Source organism: Roseburia sp. MSJ-14 (assembly GCF_018918225.1).
Lineage (GTDB): Bacteria > Bacillota > Clostridia > Lachnospirales > Lachnospiraceae > Petralouisia.
Window position 1 is genome coordinate 535,330 of sequence record NZ_JAHLQD010000008.1, and the last position, 15,781, is coordinate 551,110.

The window sequence follows — 15,781 nt, forward strand, 5'->3', positions numbered from 1 at the left end:
TATTACAGTTGCTCCTTTATATCTTCACACAATACACTGATGATTCGCTCCGGTGTCTCACTCATTGTAGCACCTGCTGCTCTAACATGTCCACCACCTTGATGTTTCATCGCAATTGCCGCCACATCAACCTTACCATTAGAACGCATACTTACTTTCCAGGTTCCGTCTTCATTTTCATATAAAAATATTGCCACTTCCACATCTTTTGTGATTCGTAACTGACTTACAATTCCCTCTAAATGTTTCGGTAAGACATGGTAATGTTCCATTTCTTTTTGAGAAATAGTCGTTGCAATACATGCTCCTTCTAAATACAGCATACTATTTAGTAATGCCTGACCTAATATCTTATTCTGTTCAAAGGTCTTTGTATAAAAAGTTTCATCTACAATCTTGGAAAAATCAATTCCTTTTTCCATCAATTTTCCTGCAATATTCATGGTTTTTGCCGATGTACAAGAATACTGAAATACACCTGTATCATGTACCATACCTACATAGATACATTCTGCAACCTCTTTTGTGATTTTTTCTTCCTCTAATAATTCAAAAACCAGTTCGGATGCCGAACTTGCTTCCGGAAAAATATAGTTTTCATCTGCAAAACTTGCATTACTTACATGATGGTCAATACATACTGTTTTTTTTGCAGTTTCAAAGTATTTCACTGCGTTTCCAAGTCTTCCTGTATCGCCACAATCCTGTACAATACACAAATCATACACTTGGTTTGAATCACAGTTATTTTTTATTTTCTCTGCATTTTTCAAAAACTTAAAAATATTAGGGATTGGTTCCAAATACAAATCTACTTCAATATTCGGATACCATGTTTTGATATAATTATAGGTCGCTAAACAGGAACCTACACAGTCCCCATCCGGACGTACATGTCCGGCAATGGCAACTGTTTCTACCTGTTCCAGCTGTGAAGCCAGATTCTCCATAATTTACTGCTCCTTATTTACATCATCAATCAGCTTTGACATATTTACACCATATTCAATAGACTGATCCAGTACAAACCGAATCTCCGGTGTATTTCTCAGATTAATATTCTTTGCTAATTTACTCCGAATATATCCTTCTGCACTCTTTAAACCTGCCAAAGTATCTTTTTGAGATTCTTCATCTCCCAATACACTGATATATGCTTTGCAGCTCTTTAAGTCCGGAGCAACTTCTACTGCTACCACGGAAGTTAACGGATTGATTCGTGGGTCTTTTATTTCCCCACGAATGATATTACTTAATTCTCTTAAAACTTCTCCGTTTACTCGTGTATTTTTAATACTGTTTTTTCTCATATTCTTTCCTCAAGTCCTATCGTGGAACCTCTACCATAGTATATGCTTCTACTATATCCTGTTCCTGAATATCATTAAATCCTTCAAAGACAAGACCACATTCATAGCCTGCTTTTACTTCTTTTACATCATCCTTAAATCTCTTCAAAGATGCCAAATCTCCTTCAAAAATCTGTTCACCTTCACGAGAAATACGCACTTTGCAACCTCTCTGGAATACACCGTCCAATACATAGGAACCAGCAATATTTCCAACTCCGGAAGCTTTGAATATCTGGCGCACTTCTGCATGACCCAAAACTTTTTCTTCGAATATTGGGTCTAACATGCCCTTCATAGCTGCCTGAACGTCTTCAATAGCGTTATAAATAACCTTATACAGTCTAACATCTACGCCTTCACGCTCTGCGGTTGCTTTTGCTGTTGCATCCGGACGTACATTGAATCCAATAATAATTGCATTGGATGCAGATGCAAGGCTTACATCAGATTCATTGATAGCACCAACACCACCATGAATTACCTTTACAACTACTTCTTCATTAGAAAGTTTTACAAGACTTTGTTTTACGGCTTCTACGGAACCCTGAACATCTGCCTTTACAATGATTGGAAGTTCTTTTACATTACCAGACTGAATCTGAGTGAACAAGTCATCCAGTGACATTCTGGATTTTGTTTCTTCCAACATTTTTTCTCTTCCTTCAGAAATAAAGGTATCTGCAAAACTCTTAGCTTCTTTTTCAGAATCTGTACATACAAAGATTTCCCCAGCATTTGGAACATTATTCAATCCTAATATTTCCACCGGTGTAGAAGGTCCTGCTTCTTTTACTCTTCTTCCCTTGTCATCAATCATAGCTCTGACTTTACCATAGCAGCTTCCGCATGCAATCGGCTGTCCTACTTTCAAAGTACCTTTCTGTACTAAAACAGTTGCAACAGAACCTCTTCCCTTATCAAGCTGTGCCTCGATTACAACACCTCTTGCATTTCTCTTTGGATTTGCTTTTAATTCACAGATTTCTGCTGTTAAAAGTATCATCTCTAACAACTGCTCAATACCTTCGTGTGTACGCGCAGAAACCGGTACGAAAATAGTACTTCCACCCCAGTCTTCCGGAATCAATTCATATTCTGCTAATTCCTGTTTTACACGCTCGATATTCGCACTTGGTTTATCCATTTTATTTACAGCTACAATAATTTCTACTCCTGCTGCTTTTGCATGGCTAATTGCTTCTACCGTCTGTGGCATTACACCATCATCTGCTGCTACTACAAGGATTGCAATATCTGTAGAATTAGCACCACGCATACGCATTGCAGTAAATGCTTCATGTCCCGGTGTATCTAAGAATGTAATCTTTTCTCCGTTACACTCAACCATATATGCACCAATATGCTGTGTAATTCCACCTGCTTCACGGTCAATTACATGTGTATCACGAATTGCATCCAACAGGGATGTTTTACCATGGTCTACATGCCCCATAACACATACAACCGGTGGACGTTTTACCATATTTGCTTCGTCCTCGTCATCCTCTTTCAAAAGTTCTGCAATAACATCAACTTTTTCTTCCATTTCACAAATACAGTTGAATTCTAATGCAATTTCTTCTGCTTCTTCAAATGTAATCTCACTGTTTACAGTTACCATATTTCCCTGTAAGAATAATTTCTTGATAATTACAGAAGCCTGAACTTTCATGCGATCTGCTAATTCTTTGATAGTCATCTTTTCTGGAAGTGTAATTGTTTTAATGGTATCTTCTTCCTTCTGCTGTGGTTGTGGAGCAGGTTGCTGTTTTTTCTTTTTAGTGCTCTTCTCTAAATTATCAAAACGCTCCTGCTTCTTTCCCATAATATCCTTTTCATGACGCTGGTTATTATTCTTACGGTTTTCGCGTTCGCGACTTTCTTTTCCTCTTTCCTCTACTGCCGGAACAGGAGAATTCTGATTCAACTTACTAATTTCCTGTTCAAAGCGGTTCTTGGAATTATTGGAACGGTTCTGACCATTTCGGTTATTATTTCTATCGCCTTGTGGACGTTGACGGTTTCCGTCCTGTCTTTGTCTCTGGTCGTTCTGCGGACGCTGCTGACGATTTCCGTCCTGTCTCTGTCTCTGGTCATTCTGCGGACGCTGCTGACGGTTTCCGTCCTGTCTTTGTCTCTGGTCGTTCTGTGGACGCTGCTGACGATTTCCGTCCTGTCTTTGTCTCTGGTCGTTCTGTGGACGCTGCTGACGGTTTTCATCACCATTTTGTCCCTGTGGACGCTGTTGACGATTTCCATCACCATTCTGTCCCTGTGGACGTTGCTGACGGTTTACATCCTGCTTTTGTCTTTGGTCATTCTGTGAATGTTGCTGACGATTTCCATCCTGTCTTCCACCCTGCTGTGAACGTTTTGGTGCAGTTTTGCTATTTTGTGGATTGAAAACGGCTGTGATACTGGACTTCTTCTTTGGGCGTTCTGCTGCCTTTTTGTCCTTGTTTTCCTCTTTATTTGTTTCCTTCGTTTCCTTTGTTTCTGCTGTTTTCTCTGTCTTACCGGAAAACTTCTCTTTTACCATAGAAATCACATCATCCTCAATGGAACTATTTGCTACTTTTCCGGTAATATTCTTCTCTTCAAGAAATTTTATAATATCTTTTGACTGTATATCTAATTCTTTTGCAAGTTCATGTACTCTGACTTTTGCCATACTCTTGTTACCTCCGCTATTTAGTTTTTTCCAATAATTTTAATTTTTTCTCCAGACTCTTGGCAAATCCTTCATCTAATACTGCCACTGACGCTCTGAATTGTTTACCTATTGCATGCCCTAACGCTTCTTTCTGAGCATATATATACATTGGAACCTGATAAAAGGAACACATATTGCGAAACATTTTTCTCGTATTGTCTGATGCCTCTTCTGAAACCAATACCAGAAATGCTGTGCCGCTTTTTACCGCTTTTTCTGTTGAAAACTCGCCGCTTGTCACTTTTCCTGCTTTTGCTGCTAATCCAAGCATTGACAATATTCTATCTTGCTGCAATGTTTTCCATCTCCTTTGTCAGATTCTCGATTACTTCCTGTGGTATGGCAGTTTTTAAGGAACGTTCCAGTCCTTTACTTTTAATTGCCTTTTTCAGACATTCTCCATTAGGACATATATATGCACCTCTGCCATTTTTCTTTCCAGTTGTATCTAAAAGGATTTCTTCTTCTGATGTTTTTATCACACGAAGCATTTCCTTTTTGTTTTTCATTTCACCACAGCCTACACATTGACGCATGGGAATTTTTTTATTCATTCTCCTGCTCCTCTTCATAACTTGAAGCTTCTAAATCTTCTTCAAAATCATCCTCATAGTCATTTTCATAATCCATGAAATCACCTGCTTCTCTTGCCTGTGTTTCACTCTTAATATCAATCTTGAATCCGGTTAATCTTGCTGCAAGTCTTGCATTCTGTCCTTCTTTACCAATTGCAAGTGATAACTGATAATCCGGTACGACTACTTTTGCTGTCTTTTCTTCTGCATCTGCAATAACAGAAATAACTTTTGCAGGACTTAATGCATTTTCAATAAGCATTGCTGCATTGTCACTCCAGTTAATAATGTCAATTTTTTCTCCACGAAGCTCATTTACAATCGCATTTACTCTGGCACCATTTAGTCCAACACATGCACCTACCGGATCTACATTCGGATCATTGCTCCATACTGCAATCTTAGTTCTGCTTCCTGCTTCTCTTGCAATACTCTTAATTTCTACGATACCGTCTTTTACTTCTGTTACTTCAGATTCAAATAAACGCTTTACTAATTCCGGATGTGTTCTGGAAACTAAAATCTTTGGTCCTTTGGAAGTTGATTTTACTTCTAAGATATATACCTTGATTCTTTCTGTTGGCTGGAACACTTCTCCCTTAACCTGTTCGTTTTCGCTTAAAATCGCATCTGCTTTTCCAAGGTTAATGCTGATATTCTTACCTACATAACGCTGTACCACACCGGTAACAACATCTTTTTCTTTTCCATAATATTGGTTAAATAATACTTTTCTTTCTTCTTCACGAATTTTCTGTAAAATTACGTTCTTTGCATTCATAGTAGCAATACGTCCAAATTCTTTAGACTTTACTTCTACATTTACAATATCACCCAGCTCATACTTAGAATCTATCATTTTTGCATTTCCTAAGCTGATTTCCAATGCATCATCCTGTACTTCTTCTACTACAGTTTTTTCTGCATACACATGGAATTCGCAAGTTTCCGGGTTGATATTTACCTTAATATTGTCTGATTTTCCAAAATGGTTCTTGCATGCTGTAATCAAAGAATTTTCAATTGCTTCTAATAAGGTATCTTTACTGATGTCTTTTTCCTTTTCCAGTATGTTTAACGCTTCTAATAACTCATTGTTCATTTTTTTATCCTCCTGAATATTTTCTTGTTATCGACGCATTTATGACGTATTCTAAAAATCAAAAGCTAAACGAATTAGCGCTATGTCTGACTTATTAAATATCATTTCTTCTTCATCTTCTGTTTGAATGGTAACAGTATTTTCATCATATGCTGTTAAAATACCATAAAATTCTTTTTGTTTGTTAATTGCACGGTAAGTTCTAATCTCTAATTCTTTTCCCATGCTTCTTACATAATCCTTTTCTTTTTTTAATGGTCTTCCTAACCCCGGAGAGCTCACTTCAAAAATATAGGATTCTTCAATAAAATCTGCTTCATCTAGTAAATCACTCATTTTCCTGCTTACTACCTCACAGTCATCTACAGTGATTCCGCCTTCCTTATCGATGTACGCACGAAGATACCAGTTGCCACCTTCTTTTACATATTCCACATCTACCAATTCAAAATTATTTTCTTCCATGATTGGCAGTAACAATTCTTCCGTACGTTGTTCATACGTCTCTTTTCTTGACATATTCTACACCTCTTTCCATATTCAGTTTTCTTTGCCTCACATAAAATTGAGAGTGGACCAATGCCCACTCTCAAGTCTAAGATTATCTTTGTTATCGTAAACATCATATCACTTAAATCACGGAATTGCAAGGGTTTTACTGAAATTTTACAAATTTAAGCCTATCTCTTGCTCTCTTTCCTGATTTCCAGATTCCTCCTATTGCAAAAATATTACGATTTTGTTACAATTCTTTTGTAATCAGCTGATACACACAAAAAAAAGAAATAAGGAGGACGAAACTATGTGTTTTAATTTCAATAGCTGTTCCGAGTTATTTAATGCTATCTGCAAATATTTTAACCTCGGTTGTTAATTTTATTGCCCCGACAAATGTCGGGGCTTTTTTATGCAATAGGCAATTGCGTCCTATTGCATAAAAAAGCTCCGCCAAAGTGTAAAAATCATAATTTTCCTATTATATTTCAACAAATAAAAAATGCTCAAAGTATGATATACTCAATACTTTCAGCATTTTCTACGGGTTGGGCTATTCTAAATAGCTAGCAGCTCGTAGGGGAATCGAACCCCTGATTCCGCCGTGAGAGGGCGGCGTCTTAACCGCTTGACCAACGAGCCATGTTGAAACTCAACAATAAAGATTATATATGCTGAGTTTCAAAAAGTCAAGTACTATTTTTCAAATTTTTCAAAAAATTGAAACAACTTGGAAATTAAGCTACTTTAGATTTTGCTAATTCTGCTAATGTTGCAAATCCTTCTGCATCATTTACAGCCATTTCAGCTAACATCTTACGGTTTACTTCTACACCAGCTAATTTTAAACCATGCATAAACTGGCTGTAAGAAATTCCGTTGATTCTTGCTGCTGCGTTGATACGAGCAATCCATAACTGTCTGAACTGTCTCTTTCTCTGCTTTCTACCTGCATAAGAACTTGTTAATGCTCTCATAACAGACTGTTTAGCTACTCTATACTGTTTGGAGCGTGCTCCTCTATATCCTTTTGCTAATTTTAATGTTCTATTATGTTTCTTTTTAGCATTTAATCCGCCTTTAATTCTTGCCATGACTTCTATTCCTCCTTAACTTATTCTTACAAATATGGTAAAATCTTCTTCATATTCTTAACATTAGTTGCATCTGTCATTGCTGCTTTTCTTAAGTTTCTCTTAGTCTTAGTAGACTTCTTTGTTAAGATATGTCTCTTATAAGCTTTATTTCTCTTTAACTTTCCTGTACCTGTCACTTTGAAACGTTTTGCTGCTGCTCTGCTTGTTTTAATTTTTGGCATTTTTGTTTCCTCCTTAAATCCTGTTATTTCTTTTCCGCCAGCACCAAACTGATACTGCGGCCTTCTAATTTAGGTGCCTTTTCCACTACTGCAACATCTGATAAAGCTTCTGCGAACTCATCCAGAATGTGCTTGCTGCTCTGCATATGAGCCATTTCTCTTCCGCGGAAACGCAATGTTATCTTTACTTTATTACCTTTAGCAATAAACTTTCTTGTTGCATTAATTTTTGTATTCAAATCATTGGTCTCAATGTTTGGTGATAAACGGATTTCCTTTACCTCAACAGTTTTTTGCTTTTTCTTGGCTTCTTTTTCTTTTCTAACAAGCTCGTATTTATACTTGCCATAATCGATAATCTTACATACCGGTGGCTTTGCAGTCGGGGCGATTTTTACCAAGTCAAGATCTGCCTCCTGTGCAAGCTTTAATGCCTCTCTTGCTGACATAATACCAAGCTGATCTCCGTTCTCGCCAATCAAACGAACTTCCTTATCTCTGATTTGTTCATTAATCATTAACTCGCTAATGGTTTTGCACCTCCAAAAATTAATATAAATAAAGTGGATAGGCAGACTATCCACTAATATTCAAATACTTCCGTATTTTTATCGAATATAAACCATTAGTCACTCAATTGTGCTAAGGTGAGAGTGGATACTCTACTTTGTTTTCTACTTACAACTTCATTACTTTACCACACATTTTTACTATCGTCAAGTGTTTTTTTCTATTCTTTATAAAACGATAAAAAACCTCAATTTATCTTAGTGGGAATGATGAATTATAATTGACGTATCAACATCTGTTGACGTACAATTATCTTGTATATTTTAATACAAAACATTGTACAACGCAAGGAGGAACTAGCATGGAATTTCAAAATGTATTAGAACAAAGAAGAAGTATTCGCCAATATACGGCACAACCTGTGGAAGATGAAAAACTCCACCAGATGATTCAGGCAGCAACACTTGCCCCTTCTTGGAAAAACTCACAGGTTACCCGCTATTATGTAGTAAAGGATTCAAAAAAACTTGCTGAAGTTACTGCTGCTTTGGCTGAATTTAATCAAAAAAATGTTGTAAATGCACCAGTCTTAATTATTCCTACAATCGTATTAAATCGTTCCGGTTTTGAAAGAGATGGTTCTCCAACAAATGAACTTGGAAATGGATGGGGATATTATGACTGTGGTTTGCACAACATGGCTTTGTTATTAAAAGCAACCGAACTTGGTCTTTCTACCCTTGTTATGGGAATCCGTGATGCAGAAAAAATAAAAGAGATTCTTGATATTCCAGAAAATGAATCTGTTGTCAGCGTCATCAGCGTAGGATATAGTGATGCTACACCTGATATGCCAAAAAGAAAAACCGTTGAGGAGATTGCACATTTCTTATGATTGACTTACATACACACTCCACAGAGTCTGATGGAACCCTTACTCCTCAGGAGTTAATGCAATTAGCCAGCGATATAGGGCTTTCTGCAATTGCACTCACTGACCACGATACCGTAGGTGGGCTATCCAAGGCAAAGCCTGTTGCCGAAAGTCTGGGGATTGAACTGGTACCCGGTATTGAACTTTCTACCGATTATAATGGTACGGAAGTGCACATGCTTGGTTTTTATATTGATGATACCAATCCTGCCTTTCTTAAAAAGCTACAGGAATTTATTGACAGCCGCAATCTCCGTAATGAAAAAATGGCATTTTTGCTTCAAAAAGAAGGATTCTCTATTACTTTAGAGGATTTATATCGTGAATATCCTGACAGTGTCATTACCCGTGCTCACTTTGCACGTTATTTAGTAGAACATGGCTATGTTAAAGACCGGGATACCGTTTTTCGCAAATATCTTGGTGATAACTGTCGCTGCTATGTTCCACGGGAAAAAATCACTCCATTTGAAGCAATTGACTTAATTCATCTTGGTGGTGGACTGGCATTTTTCGCTCACCCGGTACTCTGTCACATGAATCATGACAGACTACGTTTCTTTGTTCGGGATTTAAAAGAAGCCGGTCTTACCGGAATGGAAGCCGTCTATTCCATGAACTCTCCCGGAGATGAACGGAATATGAAAAAACTTGCTCAGGAGTTTGACTTACTTATCAGTGGTGGTTCTGATTTTCATGGAGAAAACAAACCTTATATCCATCTTGGAACCGGAAAAGGTAACTTAAGAATTCCCGATAGTATATTAGATGCTATCAAAGCAGAAAAAGAAAGAGTGTCCCAAAAGTCTTTATAGACTTAAGGGGCACTCCCTTTTTATATCATAGGCAATTAGTCATAAGTGACACCGCTCAGGCACGAAAGAGTCCGGCAAGTGACTCTTTTCATAATATTAATTCAAGATAAATTTTTCAATTACTTCTGCTACTGCGCCATGACAGTAATCATGTTCTGTAATGTAATCTGCCACTTGTTTTAATTCTTGCATACCATTTTTTACAGCTACTCCGACGTTCGCTTTTTGAATCATGGAGATATCATTTCTGGCATCTCCTACCGCCACTGTGTTTTCTATTGGTATATTTAAAAATTCTGCCAGGTACTGCACACCCATTCCTTTATTAACATCTTTGGGACAAAATTCTAAATATTCATCATTGGAAATAAAACAGTTGCAATATCTTTCCATGTGTGGATATTTGTTTTGTAATTTTTCTCTAAATTCCTGTAAAACATTGATTCCATCCACACTAATAGCTACTACTTTGTTCGGTTCCTTTTCCAAACAGTAAAAAACATCGGGAACTAACTTATATTCCATTTTAGTCCACTGCAAATAGAATTCAAGTTCTTCGGTATGCTCCTGGGTCAAAATATGATTGTTCTGATACGTCTGAACATAAATACTTTCTTTATCTGCTTCGTCAAAAATCTCTCTTACTACTTCTAACGGAAGTGTACGTTCCATTAAAATACGGTCTGCCGCACAATCATAAATAACCGCACCGTTGAATGCCGCCATATAGCATCCCGGCATAGTTAAACCCAAGTCTTTTATCACATTTCTCCCAACTACAATGGGCTTTCCTGTCACTGCCACAAAGTAGTGTCCCGCCTCTAGCATTTTTACAATGGCATCGCGGTTCTCCTTAGAAATTGTTTTATCTGGATTAACTAATGTATCATCTACATCAGAAAACAAAATCTTACTGTTCACTTTTTCTACCCCTCTCATTTCCTTTTTCTTTGGTTTTTATATTTTATTCTATCGGTTCCGCCGGTATAAACACTCTTTCCTGATAAATATTTTTCTGCTTTGGAATCGCCTTTTTCGCTTCTTTGCAGAATTGTTCCTGAGAATTTACCAAACGTTTACCTCTTTTATCTATTTTAGCATATTCACCATCACTTTGCAAAACATGTGCTTTGGTATTATCTTCTAACTGAGTGTTTAAAATGTGCTTAATTTCTTCCATCAAGCGTTCATTTTCCACCGGGAAAAGTATTTCAACTCTACGGTCCAAGTTACGAGGCATCCAGTCTGCACTTCCCATATAGATTTCTTCCTGTCCATCATTGTGGAAATAGAAAATTCTACTATGTTCCAAGAAATTTCCTACAATGGATTTTACTGAAATATTCTCGCTGATTCCCGGTATTCCAACTCGCAGGCAGCAAATTCCTCGTACCACCAATTCGATTTTTACTCCGGCCGCAGAAGCTTCGTATAATGCTGCAATAATTTCTCTATCACACAAGGAATTCATTTTTGCTTTGATAAATGCCTCTTTTCCTGCCAGTGCATACTTTGTTTCACGCTTTATCAATTTTAAGAACTTCTTTCTCAGCCAGATTGGAGCCAATACCAATTTATTCCAGCTCAGTGGTTCTGAATATCCTGATAACATATTAAATACGGCTGTAGCATCTTCGCCGATTGCTTCCGAGCAGGTAAACATTCCTAAGTCTGTATACAGTTTTGCTGTAGAATCATTATAATTTCCCGTTCCTAAATGTACATATCTGCGAATGCCATCTTCTTCCCGACGTACTACCAACGCAATTTTGCTATGGGTTTTAAGTCCCACTAACCCATAGATTACATGGCACCCTGCTTTTTCCAGCTTCTTTGCCCATACAATATTATTTTCCTCATCAAATCTTGCCTTTAACTCTACCAGTACGGAAACCTGTTTTCCATTTTCTGCTGCCTGAGCCAAAGATGCAATAATTGGTGAGTTACCGCTAACTCGATATAAGGTCTGTTTAATTGCAAGTACATTCGGATCAACTGATGCCTGTCTGATAAAATCTACCACCGGGTCAAATGTCTGGTAAGGATGATGCAGTAAAATATCTCCTTTACGAATTTCTTCGAAAATATCTTCTCCCGGTACAATCTGTGGTACACGCTGTGGTTTATATGGAGGATAACGTAATTCATCGCAATCTTCTAATCCATACATTTTCATTAAAAATGTTAAGTCCAGTGGACCTCCGATTTTATAGATTGCCTCCTGTTGAATATGCAGTTCTTCTTTTAATATATTAAGCAGACGCTTATCAATTCCATCTTCTACTTCCAGACGAATAACTTCGCCCCATTGACGTTTTCGAAGCTGTTTTTGAATCTCCTGCAATAAATCTTCTGCCTCGTCCTCGTCAATACTTAAGTCTGCATTTCTCATAATACGATACGGATAAGCGCATAAAACATCATAATTCAAAAACAGTTGATTGATATTTCGCTCAATTATCTGCTCCAGTAAAATAAAACTACGCATCCCTTCCTTTCCCGCCGGAATCTGAATGATTCTGGAGAGCACGGAAGGCACCTGTACGGTAGCAAATTCTACTTCTCCTTTTACATCACCTTTTTTAGAAAGTAATGCCGCTATATTCAATGTCTTATTACGAATAAGCGGGAATGGTCTGGAAGCATCTACTGCCATTGGTGTTAATACCGGATACACATTTTCTTCAAAATATCGGTCTACATACTCGCCCTGCTTTTGGGTTAAATTTTCAAACTGGTCGATAATCTCAATCCCATTTGTTTTCATCAATGGAACCAAGGAACGGTTATAGGTGGAATACTGTGTCTCCACTAATGCTCTTGTATCCTTATTAATTGCCTCCAACTGCTCTGTTGCAGTCATTCCGGCAATATCCCTTTTCTTATATCCTGCATGGACCATATCCTTTAATGATGCTACACGCACCATAAAGAATTCATCTAAATTTGAAGATGTAATACTAACAAACTTCAAACGTTCCAGTAAGGGAATTGACTTATCTCTTGCTTCATTTAATACACGCCCGTTAAATTTCAGCCAGCTTAATTCCCGGTTTTCGTAATATTCTGGTTTTAAATAGTCTTTTTCCATAATGACACCTCCCTATTGAAAAACTCTCTTTTCTTTTATCGTTGGTTTTACACTGAAAATCTCTTCAAAAGAATCTGCGTATGTAGAAAATAGTCCCTTTTCTAACACAATACTTTCCATGGTTTCTACGGTAATCACCAATTCTTTTTCCCGTAATGTAGCCCTTACATTTTTAAATTTCTGTTTATGACTTCGATCCATTGCATTGGAAATTTTCAAAATAGCTGCCAGCTTTGCCACTATCATATAACTTTCCTGATCCATTTTATCCATCATTTGTTCGTAAGGAGGTAATGGATGGGAATTGTATTTTACGGTACTAGCCACAATTTCCCGTTCCAAATGAGTCATACCTATAATTTCTGAAGCCATAATAATCTGATAGGAGCATTCTGACTGATTGACTAGGCTAATGTATCTTCCACAATCATGAAGCATTGCTGCCGCTTGCATTAGAAGTCGTTCTCTCTCCTTCATACCATGCACTTTCTTCATCGCATCGAAAATTGTTAAGGACATATTTACAACTGACTCTGTATGTTTGGAATATCCACGATAACGTTCTGCTAAATTCCTTGTAGCAGAAAGAATATCATCCTCGAAATCATGTTCAAAACGAATCATTTTATGTTTTTCGGCATAGTCATATGCAATTCCATCACTTATATTTAGTCCCGGCACCCAGATATATGGTGCACCCATTTCTTCTATCAGTCGCTTATATAAAACTACTGACGGTAAAATTAACTGATCATGCTCATTGGTAAGATTTAATTCCTTTGCAATTTCTTCCGGAGACTTTTTGCTTAACTTATTCAGTAACTTTACGAAACGCTCTGTCTCAATACTTCCGTCCGGCTCTCTTTTGGAAACTCCTTTTACAATTTCACCGATATAATCTCCCATCATAATGACATATTTAATGTCCTTTTTGGGTAAGTATAGTCGTTTAAAGATATCTAATTCTTTGTCAATTAACTCCTGTATTTGATTTTCATAATGTGATACCAAGTTTTCAATTCCGGAAAGTTTTTCACGAATACGCATAATTCCCAATACAATATGCTGTGTTGTAATCGCACTTCCCTGCCAGAACAATGTAGCCTGCATACTTCCACCGCCTACATCTACTACAGCCGCTCCCTTTTGAATCATTTCTTCAAATTCAGGCATTGCAGCAAGTGACTTATAGCCCATAAAACGATGTTCTGAATTGCTTAGTACAGTTACTTTTATTTTTGTCCGAAGACGAATTTGATCTAAAATGAACAATTCATTACTTACATCATGCAACATATTTCCTGCATAAGCTGCATAGGCATCTACTTTATATCCGTCCATAATTGTATGGAATTCTTTTAGCACATCACAAAGTTCTTCTACCAGTTCATATCCGATAATTCCCTTTGTATATGCATCTCTACCTAATTCCACTCTGCTTCTCACATAATCAACAGGGCGGATTTTCTTGCGGGCAGAAATTTCAAATATCTTTAAACTCACTTCATAAGAACCAATGTAAATTGCTGCAAATGTTGTAATTTTCATTACTTCTTCCTTTCTCTTGGTATTGCAAAATTATTGTTTGCCTAATAAATAATTGATAAACTGTTGTGCTGTTCTTCCGGACAATCCTCCATGACTTAATTCCCATTTATTTGCTTCTGCCAAAAGCTCTTCTTCCGGCATTTGTACCTGATACTTTTCAGCTAATGTCTTTACAATGTTTTGGAATTCTTTCTTATCCGGTGCTCCGAAGTAAATTGTAACACCGAATCTTGCCACTAAGGACAGCTTTTCTTGTACCGTATCGTTGGTATGTAAATCATTATTTCGTTCTTCTTTATCTTTAAAGGTTTCTCGAATCAAATGACGTCTGTTAGAGGTTGCATAAATCAGTACATTGTCTGGTTTCTTTTCCAATCCACCCTCAATAACAGCCTTCAAATACTTATACTCAATTTCAAATTCTTCAAAAGACAAATCATCCATATATATGATAAACTTATAATTTCGATTCTTAATCTGTGCAATCACAGAATTCAAATCCTGAAACTGATGCTTATAAACCTCTATCATACGAAGTCCTTTATCATAATACTGATTGATAATGGCTTTGATACTGGTGGATTTTCCTGTTCCTGCATCGCCGAACATCAAGCAGTTATTTGCCTGTTTTCCCTGTACAAATGCTTCTGTATTATCAATCAATTTCTGTTTTGCGATTTCATACCCCACTAAATCATCCAAATGTACATGAGCAATATTGGTAATTGGTACAATTTTTGCCTCCTGTTCACCGTGTTCAATTCGGAATGCCTTATGCAATCCCAGTTTTCCTACCCCGAAATCTTTGTAAAAATCTGTTACTGCATCTTTAAACTCTTCTGCACTTTCTGTTTCTTCCAAACGTCTACTTAAATTACAGATACGATCACGAATTCGATGATTGAAAATTTTTCCTGTTCCTTCTGTTCTGGTATAATTTTCTAATATAGGCATGCACTCTGTTCCAAGAACAGCTTCTACCTGATTCAAATCAAATTCAAATAATTCTCGAAAAATACTAAAATCATGTAATGCAAGCTGGTTAATGCTGCCCTCTATCTTTCCTTTAATTTCACAAGCCTTACTATAAGCATTTTCATTGTTTACCAATAGATATGTCAGATAGTTATGCCAAAGATTTCCTTCAAATCCATGACTTGCAGCTAATTCAATCAATTCGTGAAAACATTCATACCAGAGTGCTCTTACATCCTCTGTATTGTAATAGTCGTTTTCAAAGTTTTCTATTACCCATGCAACATCATAAAATACTTCTTCCTGGTCAAATTCTTTGTATAAAATCAAATCCTTTGTACTTTTCATTTTCT

Annotated in this window: 16 protein-coding genes and 1 tRNA gene; 2 read left to right on the forward strand and 15 right to left on the reverse strand. The window is 37.0% G+C overall.

The features are described from left to right. Positions 1–2 precede the first annotated feature (2 nt). The 11 genes from KQI83_RS04980 to infC all read right to left on the reverse strand — a co-directional run bounded on the left by KQI83_RS04980 (position 3) and on the right by infC (position 8,073). Positions 3–950: a DHH family phosphoesterase gene (locus KQI83_RS04980; protein ID WP_216555159.1), complete on the reverse strand. Its 948-nt coding sequence runs from the start codon at positions 948–950 to the stop codon at positions 3–5. 3 nt (positions 951–953) lie between these two features. Continuing rightward, complete coding sequence (gene rbfA, locus KQI83_RS04985; RefSeq protein WP_216555161.1) at positions 954–1,310, reverse strand: 30S ribosome-binding factor RbfA; 357 nt, start codon at positions 1,308–1,310, stop codon at positions 954–956. A 16-nt stretch (positions 1,311–1,326) separates the two neighbouring features. Beyond that, positions 1,327–4,023, reverse strand: coding sequence for a translation initiation factor IF-2 (gene infB / locus KQI83_RS04990; protein WP_216555163.1), 2,697 nt, complete (start codon positions 4,021–4,023; stop codon positions 1,327–1,329). A gap of 16 nt (positions 4,024–4,039) precedes the next feature. Continuing rightward, positions 4,040–4,360 (reverse strand): L7Ae/L30e/S12e/Gadd45 family ribosomal protein, encoded by a 321-nt coding sequence (locus KQI83_RS04995; RefSeq protein WP_216555165.1) that lies wholly within the window; start codon positions 4,358–4,360, stop codon positions 4,040–4,042. Further along, a complete protein-coding gene (rnpM, locus tag KQI83_RS05000; protein WP_216555166.1) occupies positions 4,347–4,619 on the reverse strand; it encodes an RNase P modulator RnpM in 273 nt (90 codons plus the stop codon). Before rnpM ends, KQI83_RS04995 begins: the two co-directional genes overlap by 14 nt. Beyond that, on the reverse strand, positions 4,612–5,742 hold the full coding sequence (gene nusA, locus KQI83_RS05005) for a transcription termination factor NusA (protein WP_216555167.1): 1,131 nt from the start codon (positions 5,740–5,742) through the stop codon (positions 4,612–4,614). The genes rnpM and nusA overlap by 8 nt, the downstream gene beginning before the upstream one ends. Before the next feature lie 51 nt (positions 5,743–5,793). Further along, a complete protein-coding gene (rimP, locus tag KQI83_RS05010) occupies positions 5,794–6,261 on the reverse strand; it encodes a ribosome maturation factor RimP (RefSeq protein WP_216555168.1) in 468 nt (155 codons plus the stop codon). A 546-nt stretch (positions 6,262–6,807) separates the two neighbouring features. Further along, a tRNA-Glu gene (locus KQI83_RS05015) sits at positions 6,808–6,879 on the reverse strand. 95 nt (positions 6,880–6,974) lie between these two features. Continuing rightward, entirely contained in the window at positions 6,975–7,331 is a 357-nt protein-coding gene (gene rplT / locus KQI83_RS05020; protein WP_216555169.1) for a 50S ribosomal protein L20, read from the reverse strand. A 26-nt stretch (positions 7,332–7,357) separates the two neighbouring features. Beyond that, positions 7,358–7,555: a 50S ribosomal protein L35 gene (gene rpmI, locus KQI83_RS05025; protein ID WP_075719429.1), complete on the reverse strand. Its 198-nt coding sequence runs from the start codon at positions 7,553–7,555 to the stop codon at positions 7,358–7,360. A gap of 23 nt (positions 7,556–7,578) precedes the next feature. Further along, the gene (infC, locus tag KQI83_RS05030) at positions 7,579–8,073 is read right to left on the reverse strand and encodes a translation initiation factor IF-3 (RefSeq protein WP_216555171.1); all 495 of its coding nucleotides are present in this window, start codon (positions 8,071–8,073) and stop codon (positions 7,579–7,581) included. A 353-nt stretch (positions 8,074–8,426) separates the two neighbouring features. Here infC and KQI83_RS05035 point away from each other — a divergent pair, with 353 nt between their 5' ends. Together KQI83_RS05035 and KQI83_RS05040 are read left to right on the forward strand one after the other, a co-directional pair. Then, the gene (locus KQI83_RS05035) at positions 8,427–8,960 is read left to right on the forward strand and encodes a nitroreductase family protein (RefSeq protein ID WP_216555172.1); all 534 of its coding nucleotides are present in this window, start codon (positions 8,427–8,429) and stop codon (positions 8,958–8,960) included. After that, entirely contained in the window at positions 8,957–9,814 is an 858-nt protein-coding gene (locus KQI83_RS05040; protein WP_216555173.1) for a PHP domain-containing protein, read from the forward strand. The genes KQI83_RS05035 and KQI83_RS05040 overlap by 4 nt, the downstream gene beginning before the upstream one ends. Before the next feature lie 96 nt (positions 9,815–9,910). On the opposite strand, the gene KQI83_RS05045 is transcribed toward KQI83_RS05040, so the two are convergent. The 4 genes from KQI83_RS05045 to KQI83_RS05060 are packed head-to-tail and all read right to left on the reverse strand — an operon-like array spanning position 9,911 to position 15,776. After that, positions 9,911–10,735, reverse strand: a complete 825-nt coding sequence (locus KQI83_RS05045) for a Cof-type HAD-IIB family hydrolase (protein ID WP_216555174.1) — start codon at positions 10,733–10,735, stop codon at positions 9,911–9,913. A 43-nt stretch (positions 10,736–10,778) separates the two neighbouring features. After that, the gene (locus KQI83_RS05050) at positions 10,779–12,905 is read right to left on the reverse strand and encodes an RNA degradosome polyphosphate kinase (RefSeq protein WP_216555175.1); all 2,127 of its coding nucleotides are present in this window, start codon (positions 12,903–12,905) and stop codon (positions 10,779–10,781) included. Between the two features lie 12 nt (positions 12,906–12,917). Then, positions 12,918–14,453 (reverse strand): Ppx/GppA phosphatase family protein, encoded by a 1,536-nt coding sequence (locus KQI83_RS05055; RefSeq protein ID WP_216555176.1) that lies wholly within the window; start codon positions 14,451–14,453, stop codon positions 12,918–12,920. A gap of 30 nt (positions 14,454–14,483) precedes the next feature. Beyond that, positions 14,484–15,776: an ATP-binding protein gene (locus KQI83_RS05060; RefSeq protein WP_216555177.1), complete on the reverse strand. Its 1,293-nt coding sequence runs from the start codon at positions 15,774–15,776 to the stop codon at positions 14,484–14,486. Positions 15,777–15,781: the final 5 nt, after the last annotated feature.

Bases quoted from the DNA above. Each gene is read 5' to 3' on its own strand.
- KQI83_RS04980 (WP_216555159.1), bottom strand. From the start codon at position 950: ATGGAGAATCTGGCTTCACAGCTGGAACAGGTAGAAACAGTTGCCATT.
- rbfA (WP_216555161.1), bottom strand. From the start codon at position 1,310: ATGAGAAAAAACAGTATTAAAAATACACGAGTAAACGGAGAAGTTTTA.
- infB (WP_216555163.1), bottom strand. From the start codon at position 4,023: ATGGCAAAAGTCAGAGTACATGAACTTGCAAAAGAATTAGATATACAG.
- rnpM (WP_216555166.1), bottom strand. From the start codon at position 4,619: ATGAATAAAAAAATTCCCATGCGTCAATGTGTAGGCTGTGGTGAAATG.
- nusA (WP_216555167.1), bottom strand. From the start codon at position 5,742: ATGAACAATGAGTTATTAGAAGCGTTAAACATACTGGAAAAGGAAAAA.
- rimP (WP_216555168.1), bottom strand. From the start codon at position 6,261: ATGTCAAGAAAAGAGACGTATGAACAACGTACGGAAGAATTGTTACTG.
- rplT (WP_216555169.1), bottom strand. From the start codon at position 7,331: ATGGCAAGAATTAAAGGCGGATTAAATGCTAAAAAGAAACATAATAGA.
- rpmI (WP_075719429.1), bottom strand. From the start codon at position 7,555: ATGCCAAAAATTAAAACAAGCAGAGCAGCAGCAAAACGTTTCAAAGTG.
- infC (WP_216555171.1), bottom strand. From the start codon at position 8,073: ATGATTAATGAACAAATCAGAGATAAGGAAGTTCGTTTGATTGGCGAG.
- KQI83_RS05035 (WP_216555172.1), top strand. From the start codon at position 8,427: ATGGAATTTCAAAATGTATTAGAACAAAGAAGAAGTATTCGCCAATAT.
- KQI83_RS05040 (WP_216555173.1), top strand. From the start codon at position 8,957: ATGATTGACTTACATACACACTCCACAGAGTCTGATGGAACCCTTACT.
- KQI83_RS05050 (WP_216555175.1), bottom strand. From the start codon at position 12,905: ATGGAAAAAGACTATTTAAAACCAGAATATTACGAAAACCGGGAATTA.
- KQI83_RS05055 (WP_216555176.1), bottom strand. From the start codon at position 14,453: ATGAAAATTACAACATTTGCAGCAATTTACATTGGTTCTTATGAAGTG.
- KQI83_RS05060 (WP_216555177.1), bottom strand. From the start codon at position 15,776: ATGAAAAGTACAAAGGATTTGATTTTATACAAAGAATTTGACCAGGAA.